Raw genomic sequence first — 25,878 nt, 5'->3', positions numbered from 1 at the left:
CGAAGAAACGGTCTAAATAGGCTGATTCAAGGCATTTACGGGAGAAAAAATCGGCTCAAACATGAAGAAATGAAATGACTGAGTCAGCCGAGAAGAATTTCCCCGCTTATTCGCACCTTCCCTAATGGTGTAAGCCAATCTAACGCCTTTCTAGGACGAGTATTCAGTGACATGGCAACTTGATTTAAATAATGCTGATCTGCCTGATTTAAATCAATCCCTTTAGGTAAATATTGCCTAATTAAACCATTCATATTTTCGCATGTGCCTTTTTGCCAGGGTGAATGTGGGTCACAGAAATATACATCTATGCCTAAATCTTCTTCGAGTATTTTATGTTCTGACATCTCACGTCCACGGTCATAGGTCAACGTTTTACGCAGTTCTGCAGGTAAATATTTCAGAGCTTCAGTTAAAGCCTTGCGCACTGATTCTGCCTTTGCATCAGGTAATGTTGCCAAGATACAGAGCCGTGTATTTCGTTCAATAAGTGTTGCTATCGAACTTTTATTGTCTTTACCTTTAATTAAATCAGCTTCCCAATGACCCGGTATTTTTCTTTCTTGAACTTCGGCTGGGCGCTCATGAATAGTTTTAATATCCTGTAATATAGAATCTTTTTTAGGTTCACCGTTAGCTTTTCGCTTTTTATTTTCATGACGTAGACAGGATAATAAGTCTTTTTTCAACTCACCCTTTGGTAATGCTCGTATCGTTGAATAAATCGTTGTATGGCTTACATTCATTGTTTGATCCAAATCAGGAAATGTCTTTAAACGCTTTGCTATTTGCTGAGGAGACCATAAACAACGGATCGCTTCAACAATAAATTTCCAGAGGATTGAATCGATTTTGAGTTTTCTGTGACCACGTCTACGTCTAGCGAAGGTGTTATCAGAAGCATATCGAGCTTGATAAACGTCATTGATGCTATTTCTTTTAAGCTCACGATAGATCGTACTAGGATGTCTTTTAATGAGTTCAGCAAATTTTCTGGCTGAAAAGCCTTCTTTTCTTGACTCAAGCATTAATGCAGTACGATCTTCAAAGTTAAGATGATGGTATGACAATTTTATATACTCCATAAACCCTTTAAATTAATTAGGTGGTTTATGTCGCACTTCAAGTTTTACTCTGCCAACTTTAAATCAGTGGCTCCACTAACACTCTTCACTTATTTATTTAAAATTTAGCGACGTTAAAAGACAATTAAGTATTTTTAGATAATGGGGTTCTAGGGATTTTCCGTCCAAAAACGACAAAGTGCTCTGGAGGCCGCGCCGTCCGTGGCCTCCAGAGGGGTATTACTTTTCGCTGACGGGTAAATATCCCTCGATTGAGCGCATAAGCTCCTCCAGATCTGGCAATTTTTCGCTCAATTCGAAGTGGTAAGTCCCCTTGAGGTTAATGTTGTGCCAGGCCACAGGGGATGCCTGTTTGACGATATCTATTCTCTTGGTATCTCCTTGGTATTCGAAGCTGGTCAACAGCTGGCTGAGTATCCTGGAGTTGAAGTAAACGATGGCATTGGTGACCAGGCGAGCGCACTCATTCCATAGCTGGATTTCTTCGTCTGAACTGCCCCGGAACTGATCCCCATTGACGCTGCTCACGGCCCGACGCAGTTGGTGATAGGCCTCTCCCCGGTTCAGCGCGCGCTGAACATAGTTTCTTAAACTGGCATCATCGATGTAGCACAGTAGATAATTCGCTTTCACCAGGCGATTGTATTCCGTCAGGGCTTCCAGCAGCGGGTGATTGCGCTTGTACTCCGAGAGCTTTCTCACCAAGGTGGCTTGCGTTGTTTTCCGCTGCTTAAGTGATACTGCAATCCGTTGGATGGTATCCCAGTGCTGCGCAATACGATGGGTATTGATTGGCTTTTTTAAGCACAGCTGAATTCGGTGTTCTTTGTCTTCCTTGACATCAAACATGTCATTGATCACTTTGCCAACCTGGGCATAGCGTGGGGCAAACTGGTATCCGAACAGATCCAGTAACGCGAAGTTCACATGGTTCACCCCATGGGTATCGGTTGAGAGCACATCCGGAATGATGTCTGACGTATTGCTCATCAACAAATCAAAGATGTAGTGCGATTCATGTTCGTTGGCGCCGATCACTCTGGCGTTGATCGCAGCGTGATTGGCGATCAAGGTCATGGCAGAAACACCTTTTTGAGTGCCAAAGTACTTCGACGAATAACGGGTTTTGAAGGTCTCGCGCCGGGCTTCGAACTTTTGACCATCGGCACTGGCGTGGATCACATCTTCCTGGATGTTGTAGTACCGGAAGATGGGTAGCTTGGCTGTCGCGTTATTGATGTTGTCGTTAGCAGCATTCAATGTTTCCAGGCGAAGATAGTTCGCCTGGATAGTGCTGAGCTGATCATAGGTACGATCAGAGATCTGTGCCATGCCGTAAATGCCTTGATTGGTTGCATTGCCGACCAGAATTGCCAACAGGTCATATTCATGGGAACGGCTTCTGGATTGGGAACCCAGCACATGAGCGAAGCAGTCAATGAAACCGGTGTCACGATCAACCATGCGCAGTACATCCGCAATCCCCGTTGTGGGAATTTGCTGGAAGAAGGGATTGTTGACCAGATGATGTTTGCTGGCCGAAGGCAGGCGCCAGAAGCGTTTACCCTGCGGATTACGCAAGATGATATTCCGGTTGTCTTCCTGTTCAAGATATTCGCCGACTTCGTACAAACGGGTATCCAATTCCATGGCCATCTGTTTGATCAGCTTTTCAGGCTCCTCCGCTAATTTTGTAAAATGGCTCTGTTGAAGCAGCGTATATTTGTTTTTTCGCCAATGTTCCCCGTCGATCAGGTCGGCGTCGAGTGCCCGGTATTTAGTGATATCAGGCAGCGTCAGCTGGCCATTCAGGCGATCAGGAATCTGTTGATAGAGGAACCACTCATAACGATCGATCAGGATATTCCCTTCACCATCCAGCAGGAATTCACGTGATTTTTTGGAAAGGAGTCTGGTGTCGGCAGTTTGCAACTGAGCGTCCTGGCCGTTGAGTTCGTTTTGTGTTTTCGCCAAGGCGGCCGCTAAGTGCTGGGTGCCGTCGCAGCCTTCGAAGCGCAGACATAGGAACAACTCTCGCAGCAAACCTTTCCGCAGACTTTCTTTCTCGTCGCAGTACTGCCACATGGCTTCATCGACCGATCGTCGCTGCTCGTTCAGGAAGAGACATACAGATTCCAGATCCCTTTTGGTCAGCAGGCTCAGTGCTTGCTGTCTTACTGTTGCAAACGGTAGTTGCAGATCAATGCTGTCATCAATGAACAGGTGCAGTACTTCAGCTGCCTTGCTGACATTTTTAGCTGCTTTTTGCCAATCCTTAAACACCGCTTCCTGCGCATAATCCTTTGCCTTCTGTTTGGTCTGTCTGACATGATGCACAAAGCCATCGGCAATACGTTCCAGCGCTTGCTGCCATCGCGTTTGAAGATAGCACAATAAATACAGCCATTGGCTGCCTACGGTTTGACGTTTCAGTTTGGCACCGTAGTAGTCGACTTTCTCTGCCAGGTGTTGCAGATTTTTCTGCGACAGTGATAGCGTGCTCAACAGCAGATCCACTTCCGGCATCCAATGCTGGATATGGCGATAGACAATCAGTTCTTTCTCCAACTCGGTTCCGGTGAAGTTACGAGCCGATTGTCGCAACTGTCGGAACGGCAGTGGACCTGTGCCGTTCACGAGCTCCGCCAGTGCTTGCTTAAGACCGCGTGACATTGCACGCTCAAGGTGCGCGGCCATGTGTTCCTGTTCGTCTCCCACCACCTGACTGATGATCTTTTGCAGCGTGCTGTAGGCAGGGATTGCGATCTTCTGCCCCGAACAATATTCATTGGCCGCATCGAAGAGGTGCCTAGGCGCTGTCCAGGCTCTGGCTTGCTGGGATAAGTAATCTCTCAACGCCGCTCCATGGTCTTTGACATTCCAGCGCTGGTAGTTGCAGAGCTGGAAAACACGTTGGTAAATCCGTTCGTTCTCTTTTGGCGTGAGATTAAAGGGTCTACAGCCTGGGCCTGGTAGAACGGTTTGATAAACGTATTTGAGGTCCTGCTTGATCTGATGAAAGCCGGGATTCAGCACCACCGGCTTGGCTTTGAAATAGCCCAGCAGTACCACCAGCATGTAACGCTGGCCCCGATGACGGAGGCTTTTAGCGATCGCCAGTTCCTTATCGTTCAGCGAGAAAAAGAAGCGTTGGTCGGCGGAGGTGAAAGCGGGGGGTCCATATAACTCATCTTGTTCTGCCTCGGACAAGATTTGGACACGTTCTTCGAATGCCATGGATTTAGCCCAAAAAGACTAAATCTTACTCAAACAGAGCCCAAATAGGGATCTCGAAAAAAGTAATACCCCTCTGGAGGCCACAGACGGCGGGGCCTCCAGAGCACTTTGTCGTTTTTGGACGGAAAATCCCTAGAACCCCTCAGTGGGACGAAATGATCCGGACCGCTGGCTCCCTGAAGCTGGGCAAAGTACAGGTTTCAGTGCTGGTCCGTTCATTGCTGAAAAGTGAACGTCCTTCCGGACTGACTCAGGCAATCATTGAAGTGGGGCGCATCAACAAAACGCTGTATCTGCTTAATTATATTGATGATGAAGATTACCGCCGGCGCATTCTGACCCAGCTTAATCGGGGAGAAAGTCGCCATGCCGTTGCCAGAGCCATCTGTCACGGTCAAAAAGGTGAGATAAGAAAACGATATACCGACGGTCAGGAAGATCAACTGGGCACACTGGGGCTGGTCACTAACGCCGTCGTGTTATGGAACACTATTTATATGCAGGCAGCCCTGGATCATCTCCGGGCGCAGGGTGAAACACTGAATGATGAAGATATCGCACGCCTCTCCCCGCTTTGCCACGGACATATCAATATGCTCGGCCATTATTCCTTCACGCTGGCAGAACTGGTGACCAAAGGACATCTGAGACCATTAAAAGAGGCGTCAGAGGCAGAAAACGTTGCTTAACGTGAGTTTTCGTTCCACTGAGCGTCAGACCCCTGTTACCGATGCAAGAACAGGGGAGTTTCATGAAATGCCTGTTTAGGAGTGATTAAAGGTAACTTGTGCGCAGAAGGTCAGGTGTGTGGTGGTTAGTACAGACTAGTGAATGTTGTAACTAAACTATATTTTTATTAAAGGCCGGAGGTGGTGTTCCTCCGGCCTTAATTACGTTTCCGTGTTCATTAGTCGATGAACTGGCGGATCAGTTCCAGAATGGCAATCAGCGCGTTTGCAAGCGCCGCTACCGCCCTCAGAACGATGATTAACAGGTTAATCATCCGTTTTCTCCATAAATGGAGTAAAGACACCGTGGCTTGCTCTTACACTGCCTGTCACCACGGCTTCTCTTCGTCTTGTCAGTTGTAGAGAGTCTCACTCCTGCCAGAGCACAGATAACCAGCACCACCTGTATTACCTGTCAGGACTTTGAACCTGTTCATGCCGCATTTAGCGGAATGCAGGGAGAGACTCACCACAGAGCTAACCCTCTGATTATACGTTTATCTAACGTTCAGGCAAACCGTTAACGCACAGTCACTGCCCGTCATATTGCATAATCAGGCTTCACGGATTATCATACTATTGTCAGTTGTAGAGAGTTTCCCTTCCGGGCTGAGTTACCAGCTCGCACCGGAACCGTAAAAAAGCCGACCTCACCAGTCGGTTTTTTTACGTCTGCGGTTTCCCGCTTCGTTTAAATCTATTTTAAATGAATAAATTGTTCTGCGGCAAACCCAACAACATAAGGACGTTAGGGTTGATGGTTGCCGAAATCGCGGTGCGTTACGTGAATTCTGAGGTTTTGCGAGGGGGATTGGGCGCGAGAATTTACGAGAGAGCGCCGGAACAATGCCGGGATCACAAACCATCACCCGTGAAAGAAATCTTCCGGCATTGCCCGGTCAGGTAGTATGACATTCATTGTCAACGGCCATCAATTTATAAGCTGCTTTGCACTTCATAAAAGATCACCACCAGGGCTGCTAAAACAGTACCGATAGCCAGCACGTTAAAAAGTACGTCCTTCATCTTTACGAACGACATACTGATTTGCGTCCTTTCCCTTTTGTCAGCCTTCTCTATCATCCAGCGTTGGTATGAATCACTGTTACTTTTTCTGTCCATGTTCCCCCCAATTCATCAATGAGCACCAGGCGGCCACCAGGCTTCTTGCCAACAAAGTAACGGCCTCGCGGCAGACGTTCGCCAGTCTTCAGCCGTTCGATCCAGTCCTGAAATGCAGGGCGCGGTTTATAGCTGTAGCGGCCAAAATCAGCTAAAGACTGCGTGACCATGACTGTTTGGCAGCCATGCTTTCTCATATCACGAAACGTATTTTCCAGTGCAGCCAGTGTATTCATTTGCACGTTCTCTCTGCTTTTCCCATGAAGATATTAACGACACTCAAAACTAACACCGTTGGCATGATCACGGCAGCATAGCCGACAGCAACGGCCTGATATATGGTCAATGAGTAGTCGGGCTGTTTATACAATACGACTGAAAAAATGCTCCCCAAACAAGCAAGCAGAGTTAAAAACAAGTAATCGACAAATCTGTTTTTATAGATAACCCATGCAACGATGCAGGGATATGACACCAGGCACAGGATAATCGCATTTGTGGTATGCACGTTTCGCTCCTTGTTATTTAAGGGTTGTCAGCCAGATCAAACAGATTGTTCAGGCTGGAACGGAATTGTTTTACCGATGATACCAGCTCCTGACTCCGCGCTTTTTCCTGCGCCAGTTCACGCCGTAGCTGCGCCATCTCGTCTCTGTTACGCTGAAGCTCAAGGATAGCCGTCATAAAGGTTTTGCTGGCTGATGCCTGTCCGGTCGCTTCCTGCGCCTTTTTAATGGCCTGATCTTCGTCGTCATTCGTTCTGATTGTGTAATGCCCCATGATACCCCTCTTTTGCTGTCATTTTTGCGCTGCCGGCGCGAACCCGGGAAGAAACTTTGCTGGCAAAAAACACTGGCCAACAGATGTGACCGGGAAAATTTGCTGGCAATTAATTTTCGATGAAAGCCAGCTCGCAATCGCCGCATTCAATATTCAGTCCGGCTTTGCCCCACACGGCAGCGCCACACCCGCGACACTGATATTTAACTTTATTTCGTTTTGGCTTGTCCTCAAATGCTGCAACTGACAAATCATTGTCATTGCTCCCGGCCATATCATCTGAATGGCTCCCGTTCTGCGGTGACACTGACGGCAGCAGAGCCATAGAAAGCACCGCTTCTATATCAATCCCGGCCTCAGCATTTTGATGCGCCAGAGCAAGCGTTTCGCGCCATTGCTCTATTACGGCGGTCATATCTTTTTGTTGTTCGACCTGGACAGGGAAGCGATCAAACCAGCTCAAAGCAAATTGCCCCTGGAACAGTTCCAGTGTGACGCGCTGGAAGCGGCCACCAGGGATCGGATAGTCATTAATCTTCTGGCCGACTTTCGCACCACCAGGTCTCCCGGTGGAGGAGGGCATAAGTCCGATACTTTCCATTTTTGCCGCCCACTGCGCATTGTGGTACGTCTTACGCGACGGGTTGCCGTAGTGGTACTGCCACATATGGCACTGCTCATGAACCAGCGTTTGCATGACTTCAATAAGCGGGTACACCGGGAAGTATTCAGGATTGAGGGCGATTTCATCAATCATCCTGCCGCTGCCGTCAGCAGCAACAAAGCGCCTGTAACTGAAATAGCCCATTGTGTTCTTGCCGCGCTGGAACGTAATCAGACAGTCAGGGAGTTCGCCGTCAAAAAGGCGCTGGTTATAGAAATCAAACGCCTGTTGTAGCTCGCTGTAAGCGCGTTCCGTGGCTCTTGTCATGCTGAAGTTCGCTTAGCGGCGTTCCGATATTCCTGTAACTCTGCAACAATAGCAGGGAACACATCAGCGCAACGCTGTGCCAGCTTAACCGCCTTTGAACAAACGCCCATACCATGTGCTCTTTTGAGCGCCTCCAACAAATCTACCAGTTCCTCGTCAGTGATTTTTTCAGTCATCTATTAAGCTTCTCCATTATCTGTATCGTACGATACAGATAATATAAACCACACCTTTGATAGCGGCAATCTTTTTTGCTGGCAATTTCACGCCCAGGGCGGGCATCGAGCGGGTAATATTGCTGGCAAAAATCAACGGCCAAACCGGCTGCAGGAAACTGGTTTGCTGGCAAGCGTGATTTACTGCTGGGCTTGACACCTTGCCATTGTATGACGCTTGTTTTAGTGTCAAATGAACAACCAGCGCGAGAAGAATATAGGAAGCAAAAGCAATGGATATCAAACCTAACTCAGTGATCCACCTGGAGCCAGGCGAAACATTACCCGGCTATACCAATCTGAAACCCGTACCTGATAAGTATTTCGATGAGTTAAAGGCACTCATAAATAAACTCAATACTCAATCCGGTAATATTTACCTCAAGTTAAAACAGATGTACGCCTTTTTGGATCGTTTTAACAAAGAATTTGTGAGCACGTTTACCTCCTGTCAAAAGGGGTGCTCTTCGTGCTGTAAAATGGATGTTCATTTAACCGCGCTTGAGGCAACACATATTGCACAAGCAAGTAAACTTACTGCCAGAGACAACCCGCTTACGACCGGGCATGAGTCAAAATGTCCGTTTTTGTCTGAGAAGGGAACATGCTCAATCTACAATTACCGCCCGCTGTTATGCAGGACATATCATGTACTCACTCCGCCGGAGATGTGTAATGACCTGGATGCACAAGTCATGCAGTATGGTTCTCAAAGCGCGAACATGGGAAATCACATCTACAAAACAATAGCAGAGTGGATCTATTTTCAGACGTATCACTGCACTGGTAAGTTAGAAACCAAAGATATCAGAGACTACTTCCCTTATCCCCGCGAAGATATCCAAAGATTTCTTCACCATAACCCCCCGCGCCCTTTTTGCTAAAAAAAAGCCTCTGACGCAGTGTCAGAGGCTTGTTAGATTACTGTTCGTCACCAGCAGTGCTGGAAGCATCTTTTTTGATGAGAAACTCATCAAGAGAACGGCCAGCTTTTAACGCTTCGTCGATTGGTTTTGGTGTCCGGCCACGACCAGACCAGTATTTCGTTTCGCCGTTTTCATCAAACTGATATTTAGGCGGCGCTTTTGGCAACGTCTTTTTGCGTGTTTTTTGCGCATCTTCGGACAGGCCAAGCAGTTCTTCCGGTGAAAAACCTTCTCCGGCAATCAACTGGAGCAGTTCCTGGCGCTTTCTTTCGCGCTCTGCGCGTTCTGCTGCCTCACGCTCTGCTTCTTCACGACGTTCTTCGATCACGGCGTTAAGCTTTTCCTGCATTTCCAGCAGTTGTTCAAAGCTGGTTTCTCGCGCAAAAACACGAACAGAGCGAATATTCAGGAGTAGCTTTTTTGTTGCGTCAAACGTTTCATTTTCACTCATCGAGTTAATCCTTATTTTTTACTGAACTGAAACCCAAGTTTACCCGTAGTTTTATCCTGCAAAACAATTGCAGCGTCAAACTTTTTCCCGGTTTTATTACTGGTAAAGCCTTTAATCTCTCCGGTTTTACCTTTTTTGATTAATGTCTCAACCTGATTTTGTGTCAGTTTTTTTCCTGACACTTCAGACCAGATTTTAAACTCGCACCCGGAACAGAAAAAGCCTTTAGGCCGGATAATAATTTCTTTACTGCATGAAGGGCAGGGGGCTTCGAGCCGGGACATGGAACCTTCTGATCTGGATTTTGCTTCCATATCCGGTTTGCCGTCTTTGTCCGGGAATGTTGTCTTGCATTCAGGGTAGCAGGAGCATCCCCAGAAAAAGCCATTTTGCCCCTTACGCTTACGCAGGAAACCGTTGTTACAAACCGGGCAGGGCGTGGCATTTGAAGAAATCGAAATTCCGTTCCTGTCCAGCTCGTCGATTAACCCCTGGACGTACTCATCATTTTCCTTAATAAACTCCTCAACTGTCAGCTCTCCGGCTTTGATCTGAGACTGCTTTTCAGCCCACAGAGCGGAGATATCCGGTTTAGTGATTTCAGGAGGCAGTGCAGCGCAAAACTCCTGGCCTTGTTTTGTGGTTTTCCATACCAGCTCCGAATACCCCTTTTCTTTTTCGATGGAGATAAGCCCGGTATTTGCCGCCAGTTTCTCAAGAATACCCGCGCGGGTGGCTTCCGTTCCGATACTGCCACGATCACTGCTGCCCTCGTCTTTCGCTTCCAGCGCCTTTCTGAGAGCCGGATCATCAATGAATTTTGCCGCACTCGTCATGGCGGCCAGTAACGTTGACTCTGTGAAATAGCGAGGTGGTGTAGTCTTTTTCTTGTCCACGTCTGCCGATTCACACAGGCCGCTGTCATTAAATTTCAGCAATGAAAGGTCAAAACCGTCCGTTCCGGCATCTTCGGTTTCGTCCTCGTCATCACTATCCTTACCCAGCGCTTCCCAGCCCTTTTGTACCAGAACGCTCTGTGTGGCCGTAAAGGTATCCCCCTTAATATCAAAGTGGATTTTCGTCTTGTTGCGGATCGCATCCGGGTAGAACAGCCCGATAAAGTAGACGGACACCAGGTTATAAACGTTCCGCTCTTTTTCATTAAGCTGAATACCGGCTCCGCTTTTTGTCGTCGGGATGATGGCGTGGTGCGCCTCAATCTTACTGGCATTAAAGGCTTTGTGTTTCTGGCCTTTATCCATATCTACGATCGCAGACGCCAGTTCGGGTACGGTGGCCGCTATAGCAGTGGCAATATCTCCGGCCTGGTAATAATGCTCATCTGAAAGATAGCGATTGTCAGAACGTGGATAGGTCAGAAGCTTGTGAGTTTCATACAGCCCCTGCATCACATCGAGCGTATCTTTTGCAGAATAACCAAATCGCTTTGCGCAGAGCTGCTGAAGCGTGGAAAGGTTAAGCGGAAGCGGAGGCTTGCTATTTTCCGGCTTTGTCGTCGCGATAGTAACAATAGCATCCTTACCCGTAACACGTCCGGCAATATGCGCGGCCTGAGCTTCGGAGATCAGGCGTTTTTTCTCGTCTATCTGATCGTCGTCTGTTGTCTGATATTTCGCCTTAATCTGATGCCCGTTCATCGACAGACTGGCGAATACATCGTAATAAAAGCTTTCTGTGTGATTCTGGTTCGCCAGCGTGCGCATGTTCACCAGACCAAGAACGGCACTTTGTACCCGGCCAACGTTCAGAACGCCGTCATAGCCCTTCTCACGGCCTTTTAATGTACATCCCCGCGTCATGTTATAGCCAAAACCCTGATCGCACAGGGAACGCGCCAGGGCGCTTAACGTCATACCGCGAAATTTATCGTTAGGTTGTAAATTCGACAGTGATTTTTGCACTGGCGCAAGGTTGAGGTCGGCAACAAGCAGTCGCTGGACGGGTTTCTTGTTTCCGGCATAACCCAGAATCTCATCAACCAGCAAACATCCTTCATCATCGGGGTCGCCTGAATGAACGATGCTGTCGGCTTTATCGATAAGAGACAAAATAATGCGGGTCTGTGCTTCTGATTCAGGCTTGATTTTATATTTTGGCGGATAAACCGCTTTAATGGGTAAATCACTATAACGCCAGTTGGAATATTTGTCGTCATAATCCTGTGGGTCGTAAAGCTCCAGCATATGACCATAACACCAGGTAACGACATCAGAACCGTGTTCAAAATAGCCGTTTTTCTTTTCTGTATTGGGATTTCCGCCCAGTCCTTCAAAAATAGCCTTTGCTAAAGACGGTTTTTCTGCAATAAAAAGTCTCATTAATCAATCCTCAAGGTAACTTGAATAGTCAGGCTGCGCACCATTCTTTTTAAAGATTTCTTCCCTTTCCTCTATGTCTTCTTCTGCCTCCTGCACACTAAGGTCAAGGGTTCCTTTCAAAAAGGCACGCGCATTCTTGATTACATCTACTGTTAATTCGTTTTTTGTTCCGCGAATCATGCCAATAGCAATATTTATTATCTCCTTTATTTCAGCAGGAGTCGTTCTGTCCAGCACCGCGCCAAGTTCTTTAAGGTCAATATTTATATCGTCTGGTAAGTACATTTTGGCACAAGCGGCAGCGGCTTTAGTCCGAAAAGCACCTACAGATATGATTCTGTCAATTCTGCCAGGGCGTTTTCTGATGCGCGGATCAATCCGGTTAGGATAGTTCGTTGAAAAAATAACATATGTCCCGGCAAGATTTCGCGGTGTATCAGCCCCATCAAGAAAACTTAACGTTCCGGCATCAGCCCGATAAAGTTCATCAACCTCTTCAGCTATTATGATAACGGGTATTTTCTTTTGAGCTGCGGCATAGCAAACATCTTTAAAGTAATCATCAGCATAAACAAATACATATTTATCCTGATATTTTGCCCCCAAAGCTTTTGCGATAGTCGTTTTCCCTGTGCCCGGAGGACCAGTAAAAAGCACTTTTCGCATTCCTGACTGACCATAACGGGTGTAGAAATCAATATCCGAAAAGAACTGATTAAAGTCATTCTCCAGCTCATTAAACTTTGGATGAACAGAAAAACGTAAAGCGTTTTCTATTTCTTCCTTCCTTGCCTTACCGTGATAATAAACGCCGTCGTAACACCCGATTTTCCAGATACCTTTACGGGGTAAAGAGCGGTTTAATTTAGCGCGTCCAGCTTCGCAAAGATTATGAAGCATCGACATACTTTTGGTTGTGCCAACTGCGTACTCCATTCTGACTTTAGAGTTAAGAATGAAGCGAATAATATGAACCACTTCATTTTGACCAAGATGAATCCGGTATGCTCCCGAACCATCTTTAAACATAAGCTTTTTAATCCTCCCGGCTTTAGCCATAACAGGGCTACTTCCCGTATGAACGACGGTTGAAGCAACGGGTTCGATATCAAGATTCGAATAAATTTTACGATTCTTTCTGTTTATAAAAATCTCTGCCACTTTAGGATAGTAATCACAATCCTTTACGACAGTACCAAAATTATCTTCACCGTAATATTCTTTATGGAGCCGTAAAGCCTGCTCTACCAGAGTTAATTTACCCATATGCGCACCATGTATATTAAAAACCGTGACGTTGCCTGAAGATTTTCTTCAGGCAGAGGAGGGGTTGGACAAGCGAAGCGCGTCAGTTTTGTTTATGACGCCACTCCCACGGAGGAACGGGATTACTGTCAGCCCACAGGCCGCGCTTCTGTGTCTGAGCTTCCCGTTGCAGAGCCGGTAATGAGTTATCGGTGTTGTACCTGTCATAAACCCATGCAGCCCCTTTTAGCACTTGCTGGCGGTTAGCCTCAGTGCCGTTCGCTGTCACCACTCGTCCCAGGACTCGCCCGTAGCGATCTGTTTGCGTATAAGAGACGGTAACTGATTGCCCTGCCAGCAGGGCTTTAAGTTGATTGGTTGACCAGCGACCAAAGGGTTGTTTTTTTTCCGGTGCATCGATATTTATCAATCGGACTCGAATCGGAACTTCATACACAACAATTTTCGCGGGTAGTGTTTTAACTTCGATGGTATCTCCATCGAGAACGCGAATAACTTTCCCCTGAATCTGAGCAGCACACAATGTAGCTGGCAACAGGGCAACAGCAAAGGAAAGAACATTAAAAAAATGTCTCATTGCTTTCTTCCCTCCCATATTGCTGAGAGTCTTTTAAAAATGGATAAAACGACGACTAAAGCCACTGCGATAACAGCCAACGAAGGAAGTACATAGCTGTATAACTCAACCATGAAATTAATAAACTCAATGAGCGATTGCGGCTTTAAGGAAGCATCCCACAAAACGATAACAAAACGATAAAGCCCATAGACAATTGCCGGAAACCAGACCATAAACAACAAAATTTCAGTAAAAACAGAAGCGACCGATTTGACACTATCGATAATTTCAATTCCGGCAATTCTCACACTTCTTGCATCAGGTACGTTAATAATTTTCATCCTCCCACCCCTGTAAAAAATGTTCGCAAGTTCCAGTCTCAAACCTGAAACTTGCGTATTCACATCAGAATTAAATCAAACAGAATTAAAAGTTTTTCAATCGGCCAAAGCTTGAAATAATTTTACTTACTGTACCTGCATCAGCCGCAGGACATTCATTTAGTTTTTTCTTTCTGGCATCTGCCGTGTGATCGGGTAAAAAACCATGTTTATTCTTTTTCCTGATTGACATAAAACTTTTATACATCGGGTCACATTCTGCCGGACTACTTCCGTCAAGTTTTCCGGCAAGGCATAACACCATTGCACATGGATCGTTCGGGTCGGCCTTTTCCTCAGCATGAGCAGTTCCGGCAGCGAACGCACAAAGCAGCACTGCCGTGGTTACGGTCTTTTTCATATACACCTCATGGATAACGGGCAACTAACGCCCTGCGGTTGTTCAACCCCGGCTCAATAAAATTACAAGAATTTTATTAATCCGGCGTTATCGTGATAAATAAACACTGGTAGTCCGGCAAGAAAAACAGTTCATTTTATAACGATACTGTATGACACCGTTTGCACCGTTCGCCCTCAACCAGTTTTTAGCTGTGAAAAAGTCTGTTCCGTTACTGGTTTCAACAATCACTGAATCAGAATGTGCAACAGAATAAAAAACAGCATCATCGTAAAGGCGGTTTTCAGGCCTGAAATTATGGATAACCTTAACCCACGATGAATTAACCTTGTCTGATTTAATAACTGAGTATGTCGGTTGCCAGTCCATTAATTGTGTATTCACCGTTTCAGGATTCTGTTCCCAGTCAACCTGTGGTGGTTCAGGCGGAGAGGAACAGGCAGAGAGAAAAAGGACACTGACCATTAACATTTTTTTCATAGTAAAACCTCTGACTCCAGCTCACCGACGGAGAGCATTTTTTCTTTAGAAGGATATTTAAGCCCTTTAACACCCAATACTTTTTTAGTCTTATTCAGAGAGGCGGTTAACTCGGTAAGTTTGGGGCTTACCATCATCAGCCTGTCCATAAAATACGGGTCGAGGAAGTAGAGGGCTTTCTCAGCTTTAACCGGGTTTTCACCTTTAAGAATGATAAATTCTTCTTTAAAATCCAGCGTTCCCAGCTCCTGCGGGAGCACAAGGGCGCGCTGCGCCTCACTTTCTGAACTGCTTTTCGACGTTGAGCGTCCGCTTGTCTTGCTTGAACCTGTCGATTTGGTGGTGATATAGCCCAGCTTTTCCGAAATCTTTTTAGCGTCATCTTCTTCACTGACAGCGTAGATAATCCGGCAGGGATGCGCACTCATCAGCGTTTTGGCACCTTCAACACCATAGATTTCATTAAGCTGACTGATATTCTGGTAAATCGTCAGAAGTTTGAGTTTAAACCCGGCAATATAACCCGAACCTTTTTTAATGATTGGCATGTAACCAATAGACGGAAACTCATCCAGGAACATCAGACAGTCATGTTTCAGTGTCGGGTCAAAGTCAGGGTTTTCTCGTAACGTGACTTCCACAACGAAGTTAAAGAACAGGTTGAGGAAGTCATAGGCCAGGGACATATCTTCAGCATTAACGCCAACATAAACAGTGATATCTTCCCGGCGCAACTGGCGAAGGTCGAAATCATTGCCGTCTGTACATTTGCGAACAGTCGGAAGATAAAACAGACTCATTTTCTTACGAAACGAACCATCAATACTCGAACGTTGTTCGTCTTCGGTTTCGTGATACTCCCTGATTTTGGTCAGGGCATCGCGCAGATGATACAGCGCGTTTTCATCAAGTCCTTTTGTTCCCTCCAGGTCTTCTCGCTTACTGAGTATCAGCTCCCGGTCGATGTTGCTGTACAAATCGACTACAGAACCAATTGAGAAAACAGGTTTAAGCCCGAACTCACCAAGCCAGGAGGGGTCGTAGTTAATAAAGAAATGAAGCAATTTTGCCAGCCCCGTCCAGTACTGCCCCGCGAGGTTATTAAAGTGTGCTTCCGCTCCGGTCAGACCGTAAGACGGGAACAGGATCTCAATCAGCTTCAGCAGGTCTTTAGCCCCGCTCTCTTCTTTTAAATCAATATAGAAAAGCGGGTTAAACTGATGCGTTTTACTGTTGAAAGGGTCAAGAAGATAGACCTTATTACCCAGCAGTTTTTCACGTACCTTACTGGTGATTTTCCACAGTTCCTGTTTTGGATCTAATGCAATCAGGGAATGTTTCCTGACCAGCAGGTTTGGAATACCTATTGCAGCCCCTTTACCTGCGCGGGTTCCTGCGCCAAGTGATACAAAATCTGGTGCGGTATACCACAGGTATTTACCTTTATATGCACCTACAAGAATATCAGTATCGTTTTCTTTCTCCCATTTCAGAAGTTTCGATTTTCTTAAATCATTATCACTGGCAAACTTCGCGTCACCATAAAGAGCAACATCCGTTTTATTCAGTTGCCAGATAATAAAAACAGGCACAATGAGAGACGAAACCATACCTGATAAAAGAGAGGGGATTGCGGTTAACCTGATATCTGTCCGTATATTACTCTCTGTTATTATCCGCCACAGCAGCATGGAATCAAAATTCTTCCATATATAAAGCGGCGTTTTTCCGTTCAGGAAGTAAACAGCAACTGAGCCAGTATAATACGTCACAAGACACATAACCAGACCGATAAAAGCCCACTGGCCTTTATCGGGTAGTTTCAGAGACATAATCACTCCTTCAGCTTTTCAAAGTATTCCTGAAAATGAATATCACGATAGTAAATACCCGATGCAAATCGGTTATCTTCCTCATCGATGTACTTAATACTCATAATCACATCGACGTTGCTTAACACCCTCCGCAATATAATGTTATAAGGCAAATTCTGACATTCAGGGTTCATATAGCACCGTTGAACCAGTCCAAGCACAGCATCTTCAGGGGTGCTCTCATGGACGGTTGTAAGGTTCCCTGCATGGCCGGAACTTGAGCCTTTGAGAAAATCCCAGGCTTCCGCGCCGCGAACCTCAGTCATGAGGATTCTGTCCGGGTTCATACGAAAACCAGAACGTAAAAGAGAAGCGGAACTGACAGTGCTACTTTCCCCTTCTGACGGGTAATACAATTTCACATGATTTTTGTGGAACCTGAACTTTGCTTCATCTGTATCTTCAATTGAAATACATCGTAAATGATGGGGTATGTACTGAAGACAGGCATTTGCAAAGGTGGTTTTACCCGCCCCCGTTCCGGCACAAAATACCATCGTTTTACCCTTAACCAGGCATTCAGGGACAAATTGTTCAAAACAATTATCTTTAAACATTGAAGATAATTCATCTTCTTTATCCCTGAATTTCCCCCCTTGATTTAGCCTTGAGTAAAACCCTTGTTTAACAAAGGTATCATGGTCGATAAACACACTGGACGGCTTACGGATTGTAATAGACACCGTTTCCCGTTCCGTTGCCGGGGGAATAACTATTTGTACACGCTCCCCTCCGGGGAGCGTAACAGAACGTAAGGGATATTCTGGCGTAACCGACCCACCATCATGATAATCAGAAATTGCCCCTGCAAATGACATACAATCTTTAAAATCCATTTTTAATTCATGCTGCTGCCATTTCCCACTCACTTTAACAAACAGTTCATCAGGCCGATTTACCGCGATTTCAGTTAAACCATCGACTTCATTAAGCCAGTGGTGGAAGTATTCATCTATTATTTCATAAACAATATGTCTGTTCTCTGCATCCTTCATAATTCACCTTTTCCTTTAAGATCTTCAATAAAACGCATGACTTCTTCGTAATTAAATCGATGCGTTTTGATTTGTTTCAGTGGTTTGGGGAAAGGAACGCCATTTATTGGTATGCCCTTACGAATATGATGGTATATTTCGCTTTCCCTTATTCCTAACAGCATTGAAAACTCTTTGATATCCAGCGTTATCAAATTACCTCCGGGTACCCACCATTTTTAATTTGTAGATGCTGGAGAAATCCAAATCCTGACCAACGATCAGAGTAATGATTTCCCCCTGGTTTTTATAAAGCGTTGGAGGGATATTTACGCTGTTTGCAAACGCTTCGCGTGCTATATCAGCAAAAGCCTGGCGACTGTTAGCTGTATAGTCGGTCTGATTGTCTTTATTACTTTTAGCCGCTCCACTTGCGGCCTGTGCCACATCGGGGATCATGCCAACCATCATCGCGCCCATAAAGCGATCTGCAAAATGTGTGTCAATCCAGCCTGAAGCCCCGGCCTCACCCAGCGCTCCCGCCGCCTGTGTATCAATCAGCGGAATATCAATGAAAGGTTCCTTACGTGTTCTAAGCTTCGTAGCAGCGATAAACACGGCTCCCTGACCATGATTGAACGTGCCCGTTTTATACATCAGATATGCGGCTGTTCCCTTTTCAATTAGCTTTACATTCCTGTTTGCACTGTATACGTCCTCATTAATCGTACAGACCAGCTTGCCAGCCAGATCAGAAATAAATCGTCTGTCCAGCGAGCACTTAATCGCGGTATTTTCAGGAATGAAAAGGTTAGGGTCATAAGGAACGCGCGTAATTTTAGAAAGCTGCGCGGGTTGCCCTGCATTAACAGGCTGAACCTCTGCCTGTTTGTCACTGCCGTCCCCCTCGTTCCTGGTATTGCTGGCCGTTGATGAGCTACCACCGGAATTTGAGGAAGCAGAGCTGCTCCCCCCATAGGCCACATCCAGCGCACGACTGAAGTTTTGTTGTACTTTTTCCGGTGGCGTTTCCGCTTTGCCGCTGCTTTCCTTCCGTTCTTCCGTCTTAGCCGGTTCTTCCCTGGTGTTGAATGGATCAACATCATCGCTGAGTCCTGTCGCGCGTTTTACTGAACCAGTAGATACCGCATTACTGGCAGGCTTATCATCACCGCTGGACATTGCACGAATAATCGACGGGATATAGTAGACAGACACCCCGGCGGCCAGCAGAAGGAAAGCGGCCACAATAATCACCAGCCCCTTACGCGATTTTTTAAGCTTCTCGATACCCAGGCGTTTTACTGATTTACCGTCATCTTCATCTCCCTTATCCGTTTTATCGTTTTGCTCAATTTCTTTCTGATGCCGTTCCCGTAGTGCCTGTTCAATTTCTACAGCGGTCGGGATTTTATTTTCCTGTTCGCTCACTGGATCACCTCTTTCTCAACGTTCGGGGAAACGGTATCTCCTGCCGGAAGACGGACTTTGCCAAAGCCCCGGTTTTCAACCCCAACAACCTGATTTCCCATACGCAAAACAAAGCGCTGGTCTACAGGAACACCAACAACGGTGAAACTACCGCTGTTTTTGACTACCGGGTTAGTCAGCGTTTCCTGTTCGCCGCTCATAACAAAGACGCTGGGGATTTTCTTCAGGGGGCTGAAGCCAAACCAGGTATAGCGGCCATCGTCATACGCATAATCCGGGCTGATTGACTGGCTGCCGTCAGCTACCCGCTTCCAGTAATCCCAGTTCTTGGGCGACTTCGCATTTTCAAGAGAACGGTTGATTGCCTGCTCCTCCTGCCGCTTGTTAAGAGCCTCAATCCGTTTCTTCTCGATTTCGGCTTGCTCCTTCCGGCGTTCCTGCGGGTACTGGTAATTAACAACAAACGCGATCTTATCCGGCTGCCGGAACGTTCGGGCGTTCAGCTCCATGCTGTAATTACGTTTTGTTGTGCGAACAAACAGGTTTGTTCGCCAGCGTTCCAGGTCGTTTTCAGGATCAAGGGCTACACTGACCACCTCTGAAGACTGGTTGCCATTGTCATCGGTACTGTTCTTCTGTACGGTCTGTTTGACGGGCTTCACTTCGAGATACACCAGGTTATCTTCTTTGTTCACTTCCCAGCCCTGGGGAAAGCCGGTTCTGGCACTGATGACCGTTTCATCCTCGTCAAATACCAGTGTGGTTGTATAGCCAACCGCACTGTTTATGACTGTCGTGTTTTGCGGGTTATAACTGACAATCTGATTACGGGGATCAAAACGGCTGGCTGCTGGCGTAACGGCTGCATGGCAGACGTGCGACACCAACAGAAGCGCCACAATTAGCGCTCCTTTATTCATTTTCATAGTTTTCACCCTTTCACTTCTTTATCGCGTACATAGCTCGTTACAACGAATTTAAGCGGGTTATTGTTTCGGTCACCCGATGCCATTTCGACCTGTGGTTCAATACGGTAGGTCAACCGGACGTTCCAGTATTCATAATCATCCTGGCCTGTCGCGACATTTCGAATGGTTAATTTAAACCGGATATATGCTCCCATATCCTTATCATCGCGCCGGGATGACGGACTGATAATCACGGACGGATTATCCTGAACAGATGCGGTTTTTTCCGCTTTATTATAAATAACCTTTGGTGACTGGTTGCCGTTGATTAAAGCGTTGTAATCCGTCGCCACATTCTCAGCGCTGTATAACAGAACATAATCATAATCATGCTGGAGACTGAAATAGTTATACCCTTCACGACGCTTCACATACTGAGTAATGAAGTATTTCGCCAGCGCTTCATTTTCAGAGAGGTTTTCTTTTTTAACAGAAGTCAGTCTTTCAGCAACGCCAGTGACACCATTAATAAGATAAGCTTCGACAACCGTACTCTTTAACGGTAGCGCTCCATTCAGTGCCAGCAGAGACAACACACCTACGGCAATTCCTGCAATACCACCGAATTTATAAATGCGGTTCATTTTCTCCTGCATCAATACATTTTTCTCTTCAAAAGTAGTTGAAGAGTCTGTTACTTCTTTTTTCTTGTTAAAACCGGGAAGTTTTAATCCTGAGAGTTTAAACCCCATTGCGCATTACCTCTGCTGAATTAACAGGTTCGCTTTTTCCGGATACCGGAGGTTGTTTATGTGACGCCTGGCATCCGACAAGGCAAAGCGTCACGATAGCCGTGATAAGTAGTTTCATAATGTGAGAACCTAAATAGAGGAGTGAATATTTACTGCGGAATACTCAGAGTTGACAGATTTAAATAATAAATCGGTTAACCTCCATATTTCTTTTTCGCCGCATCTATCGCAGCCTGGCGAAGCCTCTTAGCGCCAATATTAACGCCCTGCCCGGTCAGATTCCCCAACTTACCGGATACACCAGGAGACTGGTTGAACCCTCCATCCTGACGGCGAACGCCTTTCCATGCGCCAATCCCTGCATTTTTACCCATACCAAGCAGATTACGCCCCATACGGGAAGCGCCGAACACGCCAGCACCAATCCCCATTGCGGCTGCCCCTTGCATCGCGCCTTCAACACCTACCCCTGCGAGCTGGGAAGCATAGGTTTTGGCTTGCCAGATAATCCAGGCCATAAATGCACCTGCAACCCCGGCCTGAGCACCTGTTGATATCAGATTTAATTCATCTGCGTTAGCTATCGAGATTGTCAGAATGCCATTAAGGAACGTCATTCCCGCTTTAATTGCCAGTCCACAAAACAAGAATATGAAGCATGAGCTAAATATTAACTGAAGCCAGCTATTAAACATCTGCCTTAAAAAACCAAATGAAAGACAAATAATAAACAACGGCGCGGTAATAGTAAGTATCTTAATAGTAACTTCGGCGGCGAGATAAACTATTGAAGTTAGCAATAATGCAATTATCCCTCCAGCATATGTTAATAAAGATGCGATTGCCCCATCTGTTTTCACATACTTCGAAGTATCTTTGGACATAAGATATGCAGCTACCTGCTGAACTTTCTCCCAAAGCTCGTCAACCCATTTCCAAGGATCACCTCCTGCAAATGTTTCCTTCAGCCCATCAATGGCCTGAGTTGCACTATCTAACCACCCCCCCATATTTTTGACAAAAACAAGAATTAACCAGAATCGACATAGATTCCATAAAAAATCCTGCACTGCGGTTTTTTGCTTCCCAACTATTGTGGTATAAGCATACCACAATATATAAATGGAAATACCATACTTACCCAACTGAGACGCTATTGAAGAAAAGTTATCTAACTGACCAGTCAAAGACTGGTCAAGAGTTTTAACAATAACGTCATGAGCGGCCTGGAAATACCTAGAAGTTGCCATAGTGGCTCCTTTTAACTTCCATCTTTACCCAATACATTTTTGAATGCATCTTTATAGTCAACATGCTTAGGATGTAATTGCTTATACCTAAACAAACCTTCCTTAGCGTTTTTACAATTTTCGCTATCACTCCCAGACTTTTTGCATTCAGCTACTTTTTTCGTTGCATCGTCTACGTGAGACTGCCACCAGTCTACAGATTTAACCTCTTCACACCCGGTAAGAAAGAATGTAAGCCCCAACGCCGCAACTAATCCATATTTTTTCAAAATGCCCCCTCAGTTCATTTCATAACTCTGCTGCTCAAATGCTGCCTTATAATCAACAACTGGAGTTTCTTTATTAACAGCCCCTAATTGTTTCTCCTGGAAAGCAGCCTGTAACATTTTCTCCTTGTATTCTGCAAGATCGCGCTGCTTATCGCGATACATTTCATACTGAAATTTGAGCTTGTTAAATTTCAGGCTTGCCAGAGATACAGCGTTTGTCGCGTCCTGCGTGGCTTTCGTGTCCTGGGCGTTCTTCACCTGGTCGATAAGGTCGGCCATTTCCTGATTATCTTCACGCAGTTTACTTTCCAGCTTATTGCCGTACTCGATCCCCGCCAGTTGGGACAGGAACGAGGCTTCACAGCCCCGCACCAGGTCGCCCGTATATCCCAGCCCCTTACAGGTGTTTGTCACCTTATAATCGGCCAGTAGTGATCTGGCTTGCTCAGACAGGGTGGCTTCCGGGTTCTTAATGTAATCATCAATGAAGGAGTTCCCCTGGTCGTAAATATTCTCCAGCTCCTTACTGACAGATTGCGCAGACTGCACCAGTCCCTGAACATCACGAATGCCCGTTTTGGTCAGCAGCTCCTGCTTATAGGCATTAATCTGTTTCTGGTAGTGGTTCACGGTGTCCTGCCACTGTTTGAGGCGTTCTGTCCAGCGCTGCGCTTCGACAGCCCATTCAGGGTTTGCATCAATGGCAACGGGAACACCAGCCTGAGCACCAGAAATAACCGTAACAGAGGCGATAAGTGCCGCAACGATATGCTTTTTCATAGGGATTCCTTAAATCAGGTTTGCACGTTCCAGATAGGTATCAAGCCACTCTTCCGGCTTCATACCCTCTTTCCAGATTTCATCGAACAGTTCAAGCTGGGGTTTCGATGCGCTGAGAACCGGTAGGTAATACGCCGCTTTTCCCAAATCCAGTCTTGCGAAAGCCGCAAAATCATCACTTTCCCCCTTCCTCTGTGGGTTTTTGACGACCAGGAACTGACGAGATAACGGGTCAATGGCTTTAATTTTGTCAAAATAAAGTTCTCTCACTTCCAACTCGTCTACGTACTCACTACGTTTCGCTTTGGGGTTCGCCAGATAAATATGTGTTGCGCACTGCTCACGAACGGCAGCCGCGATAGGTGATTTAATTAGTTCATCCGGCGATTGTGTCGCTACGACAAGCACCATATCCAGCTTACGCGCGGTTTTGAGTTTGTTATAAACAAAATCTCTGAACGCTTCGTTGTTAATCCATTGCCAGAACTCATCCATGTAGATAAGGAGTCGGCGGCCATCAGCCAGCATGGTGACACGGTAGATGAGATAGAATGAAGCGGCGCTGGAAAGTACTTTGTTATCCAGAAACTCCGTTCCGTCTATACCGAAAACGTCCAGGTTGTCCACATCAAACGTATCGTCCGGGTTATCAAACACCCAGCCAAATTCCCCTCCCTGCACCCAGGCATTCAGGCGTGCTTTAAGCCCATGCCGCCGGGTTTCAGTATCATCAGGCTCCAGAATGAGTGGTCGCAACTTACTGATCGGATAAGAGCGGTTTGACCTCTGCATCAGGCGCTCAACGGCATCAGAAATCAGGCGGTTCTGGTAATCATCAAGCGGCTCACTGTTAAGCGTACAAAGTAGCCTCACCAGGTCTTTCATAAAGGAAATATTTCGTTTGGTTGGTGGCAAAGCCGCAGGGTTCCAGCCAGTCGGCTCTCCTTCTTTCACCCGAAAGTAAGCACCTCCCATTGAACGTATACCGGGTTCCGCTGCCCGATCTTTGTCGAAAAATACTGTAGTTAACTTCTTTAATTTCCTCTCAGGTGGAAAAGACTCCGGCGTTCCGAACTGCTGGGCGGCGAAAGCCTTAGTCATCATCACTACCGTTTTACCCACGTTTGACGTACCAAGAATTTCGGTATGCCCCAGCGTGGGGTTTTTACCGAAGTAATTTTGATGCTCGGTAGTCATGTGATAGTTCAGGTTATAAATATCATTTCCTGAGCCGCCCAGGGTGATAAGGTTGTTACCCCAGGTATTTCCTTTCTCCTTGCCCGTAAAGAAATTATGGAAGCTTTCCATTTCGGCAAAGTTCAGACTGCTGATAGAACTCAGGCGTGGCCGTAACGTGTAGTTACCAGGTAACTGAGCAAAATACGCTGCGCCAAGACTCAAGGTTGAATAGGTTACGATCAGCCCTAAATCCTCCAGGGTCGTCGTTACAATATTGGTGTCCTTCACCAGACGCTCCGGCGAATCTGCGTAAACAATCAGTGTCTGGTGACTTTTCCCGAAAGAAATATAGCCGCTGGAGACCATATCGAGACCAACTTTCAAATCAGCGAGCAAGGATTTAGCGGCATCATCGGTCATTTCGAGTTTGTCGATCTGATCATCCAGCGCCTTGATTGCAGACTGCTTGTCTATCGGAGTTAAAGAGGAAGTCTGTACATACTCAACCGGGAGATACATCAGTGCATCAAAAATTCCGGCATCCGTTTCCTGAAAGTAGTCCTTGATCTCGATGCAACGAAAGTACCGGGCATGGTCAGAGGCAGTGATTTGTCCAGCATCGTTACCAAAGAACAGGTCTTTACCACCCAGGTATGTATAAAACGGACTATTGGTGACTCTGACTTTCTGCCAGCGCCCGGATAGCAGTTTCTGGAACAGCGTAAGCTGTTCTGAATAAACTATATTATTTTCTTCATATAACCCAAGACGACGGGAATGAAACCGGGAGAGATAGGTGCTCAATCTGCCACATATTTCATTCATATCATTAATGGGTTCTTCGAAGATATTTTTATTACCCTTTTTCCTTGAAAGAAAATGCGTCACTTTATCTTCAGCGCTGAACGGTTTATAGCATACGGTTAAGTATAATTTGTTTTCAAAATACTCAGCCGCCGAAAGCGATTCGTAATAATCGTTCATCACTCTGTTGACGAATGGGATCTTGCTGTCAAATACAGGTCGCACTTCTTTTCTAACCCGAATACGATGCGTATAAAAGGTAACGGGTTTCCCATCAAAACTACGTATCAGCGTATTGAGCTGGTCAGTAAGCAAGGCTAGATCCGCTTCATCTACACATTCAAAATAAGCTCCGTCAATCTGCCAGGTCGCCAGTAGATCATGGTTTCTGGTAACAATGAGGTTATCAGTGATGTGTGATGAATACGGGATTAACTCTTCAAGAGAAGACTGGTCTTTAAGCTTCATAAAATTGTCCACTTTCGATATATCGACTGCGTCGTACGAACTCCCCGCATAATGGACGGCATTGAAGCGCTTGTTTGCCAGAGGATTACCTTTGATTTGCATTCGCAGATAAAGCAGGTCAAAAAAGCGTTCATCTATCTTCGTAACTCGCTTGATGGCATACCAGCCAGGGAGGATGAGGGCATACATAGCCTCATGAATCCAGACACCAAGCAAAACGCAGATAACGCACATTCCAAGAAAGGGGTAGAGCGGAACGCCCAGCCCCCTAATCAAAGCGGGGCGTGTCAGCCCTTTAAAAACGGTACTCATTTTTACGCCCCCTTTTA

27 protein-coding genes and 1 pseudogene are annotated in these 25,878 nt (G+C 46.1%); 2 read left to right on the top strand and 26 right to left on the bottom strand.

Annotation, left to right across the window (positions count from 1 at the left end; all coding sequences use genetic code 11):
* Positions 1 to 83: 83 nt before the first annotated feature.
* Together K5R89_RS23820 and K5R89_RS23815 are read right to left on the bottom strand one after the other, a co-directional pair.
* Positions 84 to 1,085: an IS30 family transposase gene (locus K5R89_RS23820; protein ID WP_023408311.1), complete on the bottom strand. Its 1,002-nt coding sequence runs from the start codon at positions 1,083 to 1,085 to the stop codon at positions 84 to 86.
* Positions 1,086 to 1,304: 219 nt separating this feature from the next.
* Positions 1,305 to 4,322 carry a Tn3-like element IS3000 family transposase gene (locus tag K5R89_RS23815; protein WP_004199413.1) on the bottom strand — a complete coding sequence of 1,006 codons (3,018 nt, stop codon included), beginning with the start codon at positions 4,320 to 4,322 and terminating at the stop codon, positions 1,305 to 1,307.
* Positions 4,323 to 4,465: 143 nt separating this feature from the next.
* Between K5R89_RS23815 and K5R89_RS23810 the strand changes: the two are divergent.
* A pseudogene (locus K5R89_RS23810) lies at positions 4,466 to 4,978 on the top strand (Tn3 family transposase); the annotation flags it as partial.
* Positions 4,979 to 5,229: 251 nt separating this feature from the next.
* On the opposite strand, the gene dqlB reads toward K5R89_RS23810, so the two are convergent.
* From dqlB to K5R89_RS23775, 7 genes are all read right to left on the bottom strand, one after another.
* Entirely contained in the window at positions 5,230 to 5,325 is a 96-nt protein-coding gene (dqlB, locus tag K5R89_RS27815) for a DinQ-like type I toxin DqlB (protein WP_000609145.1), read from the bottom strand.
* Positions 5,326 to 6,129: 804 nt separating this feature from the next.
* Positions 6,130 to 6,408, bottom strand: a complete 279-nt coding sequence (locus tag K5R89_RS23800; RefSeq protein WP_001093608.1) for a hypothetical protein — start codon at positions 6,406 to 6,408, stop codon at positions 6,130 to 6,132.
* The gene (locus K5R89_RS23795) at positions 6,405 to 6,680 is read right to left on the bottom strand and encodes a hypothetical protein (RefSeq protein ID WP_000557557.1); all 276 of its coding nucleotides are present in this window, start codon (positions 6,678 to 6,680) and stop codon (positions 6,405 to 6,407) included. The genes K5R89_RS23800 and K5R89_RS23795 overlap by 4 nt, the downstream gene beginning before the upstream one ends.
* Positions 6,681 to 6,697: 17 nt before the next feature.
* The gene (locus K5R89_RS23790) at positions 6,698 to 6,952 is read right to left on the bottom strand and encodes a hypothetical protein (RefSeq protein ID WP_000510385.1); all 255 of its coding nucleotides are present in this window, start codon (positions 6,950 to 6,952) and stop codon (positions 6,698 to 6,700) included.
* Positions 6,953 to 7,061: 109 nt separating this feature from the next.
* On the bottom strand, positions 7,062 to 7,883 hold the full coding sequence (locus tag K5R89_RS23785) for a SprT-like domain-containing protein (RefSeq protein WP_000196235.1): 822 nt from the start codon (positions 7,881 to 7,883) through the stop codon (positions 7,062 to 7,064).
* On the bottom strand, positions 7,880 to 8,059 hold the full coding sequence (locus tag K5R89_RS23780) for a hypothetical protein (RefSeq protein WP_023408316.1): 180 nt from the start codon (positions 8,057 to 8,059) through the stop codon (positions 7,880 to 7,882). The genes K5R89_RS23785 and K5R89_RS23780 overlap by 4 nt, the downstream gene beginning before the upstream one ends.
* Positions 8,060 to 8,075: 16 nt before the next feature.
* Positions 8,076 to 8,342, bottom strand: coding sequence for a hypothetical protein (locus K5R89_RS23775; protein WP_032072053.1), 267 nt, complete (start codon positions 8,340 to 8,342; stop codon positions 8,076 to 8,078).
* Between K5R89_RS23775 and K5R89_RS23770 the strand changes: the two genes are divergently transcribed.
* Positions 8,332 to 8,982, top strand: coding sequence for a YkgJ family cysteine cluster protein (locus K5R89_RS23770; protein ID WP_000351937.1), 651 nt, complete (start codon positions 8,332 to 8,334; stop codon positions 8,980 to 8,982). The genes K5R89_RS23775 and K5R89_RS23770 overlap by 11 nt on opposite strands.
* A gap of 37 nt (positions 8,983 to 9,019) precedes the next feature.
* Here the strand turns inward: K5R89_RS23770 and K5R89_RS23765 are convergent, their stop codons facing one another.
* The 17 genes from K5R89_RS23765 to K5R89_RS23685 form a co-directional block, all read right to left on the bottom strand.
* The gene (locus K5R89_RS23765; RefSeq protein ID WP_001293458.1) at positions 9,020 to 9,475 is read right to left on the bottom strand and encodes an H-NS family nucleoid-associated regulatory protein; all 456 of its coding nucleotides are present in this window, start codon (positions 9,473 to 9,475) and stop codon (positions 9,020 to 9,022) included.
* 11 nt (positions 9,476 to 9,486) lie between these two features.
* The gene (topB, locus tag K5R89_RS23760) at positions 9,487 to 11,814 is read right to left on the bottom strand and encodes a type IA DNA topoisomerase (protein WP_004199098.1); all 2,328 of its coding nucleotides are present in this window, start codon (positions 11,812 to 11,814) and stop codon (positions 9,487 to 9,489) included.
* 3 nt (positions 11,815 to 11,817) lie between these two features.
* Positions 11,818 to 13,080: an ATP-binding protein gene (locus K5R89_RS23755; RefSeq protein ID WP_000517490.1), complete on the bottom strand. Its 1,263-nt coding sequence runs from the start codon at positions 13,078 to 13,080 to the stop codon at positions 11,818 to 11,820.
* A gap of 82 nt (positions 13,081 to 13,162) precedes the next feature.
* Positions 13,163 to 13,657 carry a thermonuclease family protein gene (locus tag K5R89_RS23750; RefSeq protein ID WP_001215543.1) on the bottom strand — a complete coding sequence of 165 codons (495 nt, stop codon included), beginning with the start codon at positions 13,655 to 13,657 and terminating at the stop codon, positions 13,163 to 13,165.
* The gene (locus K5R89_RS23745) at positions 13,654 to 13,980 is read right to left on the bottom strand and encodes a hypothetical protein (RefSeq protein ID WP_004208538.1); all 327 of its coding nucleotides are present in this window, start codon (positions 13,978 to 13,980) and stop codon (positions 13,654 to 13,656) included. Before K5R89_RS23745 ends, K5R89_RS23750 begins: the two co-directional genes overlap by 4 nt.
* Positions 13,981 to 14,065: 85 nt before the next feature.
* Positions 14,066 to 14,380 carry a TrbM/KikA/MpfK family conjugal transfer protein gene (locus K5R89_RS23740; RefSeq protein ID WP_000754496.1) on the bottom strand — a complete coding sequence of 105 codons (315 nt, stop codon included), beginning with the start codon at positions 14,378 to 14,380 and terminating at the stop codon, positions 14,066 to 14,068.
* Between the two features lie 87 nt (positions 14,381 to 14,467).
* Positions 14,468 to 14,860: a cag pathogenicity island Cag12 family protein gene (locus tag K5R89_RS23735; protein WP_000738524.1), complete on the bottom strand. Its 393-nt coding sequence runs from the start codon at positions 14,858 to 14,860 to the stop codon at positions 14,468 to 14,470.
* On the bottom strand, positions 14,857 to 16,692 hold the full coding sequence (locus K5R89_RS23730; RefSeq protein ID WP_000053822.1) for a type IV secretory system conjugative DNA transfer family protein: 1,836 nt from the start codon (positions 16,690 to 16,692) through the stop codon (positions 14,857 to 14,859). The genes K5R89_RS23735 and K5R89_RS23730 overlap by 4 nt, the downstream gene beginning before the upstream one ends.
* Positions 16,693 to 16,694: 2 nt before the next feature.
* A complete protein-coding gene (virB11, locus tag K5R89_RS23725) occupies positions 16,695 to 17,729 on the bottom strand; it encodes a P-type DNA transfer ATPase VirB11 (RefSeq protein ID WP_000650512.1) in 1,035 nt (344 codons plus the stop codon).
* Entirely contained in the window at positions 17,726 to 17,923 is a 198-nt protein-coding gene (locus tag K5R89_RS23720; protein ID WP_000629109.1) for a DNA-binding protein, read from the bottom strand. The genes virB11 and K5R89_RS23720 overlap by 4 nt, the downstream gene beginning before the upstream one ends.
* A 1-nt stretch (position 17,924) precedes the next feature.
* Positions 17,925 to 19,139 carry a VirB10/TraB/TrbI family type IV secretion system protein gene (gene virB10, locus K5R89_RS23715; protein ID WP_001295060.1) on the bottom strand — a complete coding sequence of 405 codons (1,215 nt, stop codon included), beginning with the start codon at positions 19,137 to 19,139 and terminating at the stop codon, positions 17,925 to 17,927.
* Positions 19,136 to 20,065 carry a TrbG/VirB9 family P-type conjugative transfer protein gene (locus K5R89_RS23710; RefSeq protein ID WP_000783386.1) on the bottom strand — a complete coding sequence of 310 codons (930 nt, stop codon included), beginning with the start codon at positions 20,063 to 20,065 and terminating at the stop codon, positions 19,136 to 19,138. Before K5R89_RS23710 ends, virB10 begins: the two co-directional genes overlap by 4 nt.
* 5 nt (positions 20,066 to 20,070) lie before the next feature.
* Complete coding sequence (locus K5R89_RS23705) at positions 20,071 to 20,799, bottom strand: virB8 family protein (protein WP_004199085.1); 729 nt, start codon at positions 20,797 to 20,799, stop codon at positions 20,071 to 20,073.
* Positions 20,800 to 20,993: 194 nt separating this feature from the next.
* On the bottom strand, positions 20,994 to 22,049 hold the full coding sequence (locus K5R89_RS23700; RefSeq protein WP_000235886.1) for a type IV secretion system protein: 1,056 nt from the start codon (positions 22,047 to 22,049) through the stop codon (positions 20,994 to 20,996).
* A gap of 11 nt (positions 22,050 to 22,060) precedes the next feature.
* A complete protein-coding gene (locus tag K5R89_RS23695) occupies positions 22,061 to 22,318 on the bottom strand; it encodes an EexN family lipoprotein (RefSeq protein ID WP_000759841.1) in 258 nt (85 codons plus the stop codon).
* A gap of 9 nt (positions 22,319 to 22,327) precedes the next feature.
* A complete protein-coding gene (locus K5R89_RS23690) occupies positions 22,328 to 23,098 on the bottom strand; it encodes a type IV secretion system protein (RefSeq protein ID WP_000716326.1) in 771 nt (256 codons plus the stop codon).
* A 9-nt stretch (positions 23,099 to 23,107) separates the two neighbouring features.
* Positions 23,108 to 25,861 carry a VirB3 family type IV secretion system protein gene (locus K5R89_RS23685; protein WP_015060057.1) on the bottom strand — a complete coding sequence of 918 codons (2,754 nt, stop codon included), beginning with the start codon at positions 25,859 to 25,861 and terminating at the stop codon, positions 23,108 to 23,110.
* Positions 25,862 to 25,878 lie beyond the last annotated feature (17 nt).

It is taken from the genome of Klebsiella sp. TF21-TM (genome assembly GCF_019753495.1).
GTDB lineage: Bacteria > Pseudomonadota > Gammaproteobacteria > Enterobacterales > Enterobacteriaceae > Klebsiella > Klebsiella quasipneumoniae.
Note: the sequence above shows the minus strand (reverse complement) of the source record. Positions and strands in the feature narration are given on the sequence as shown.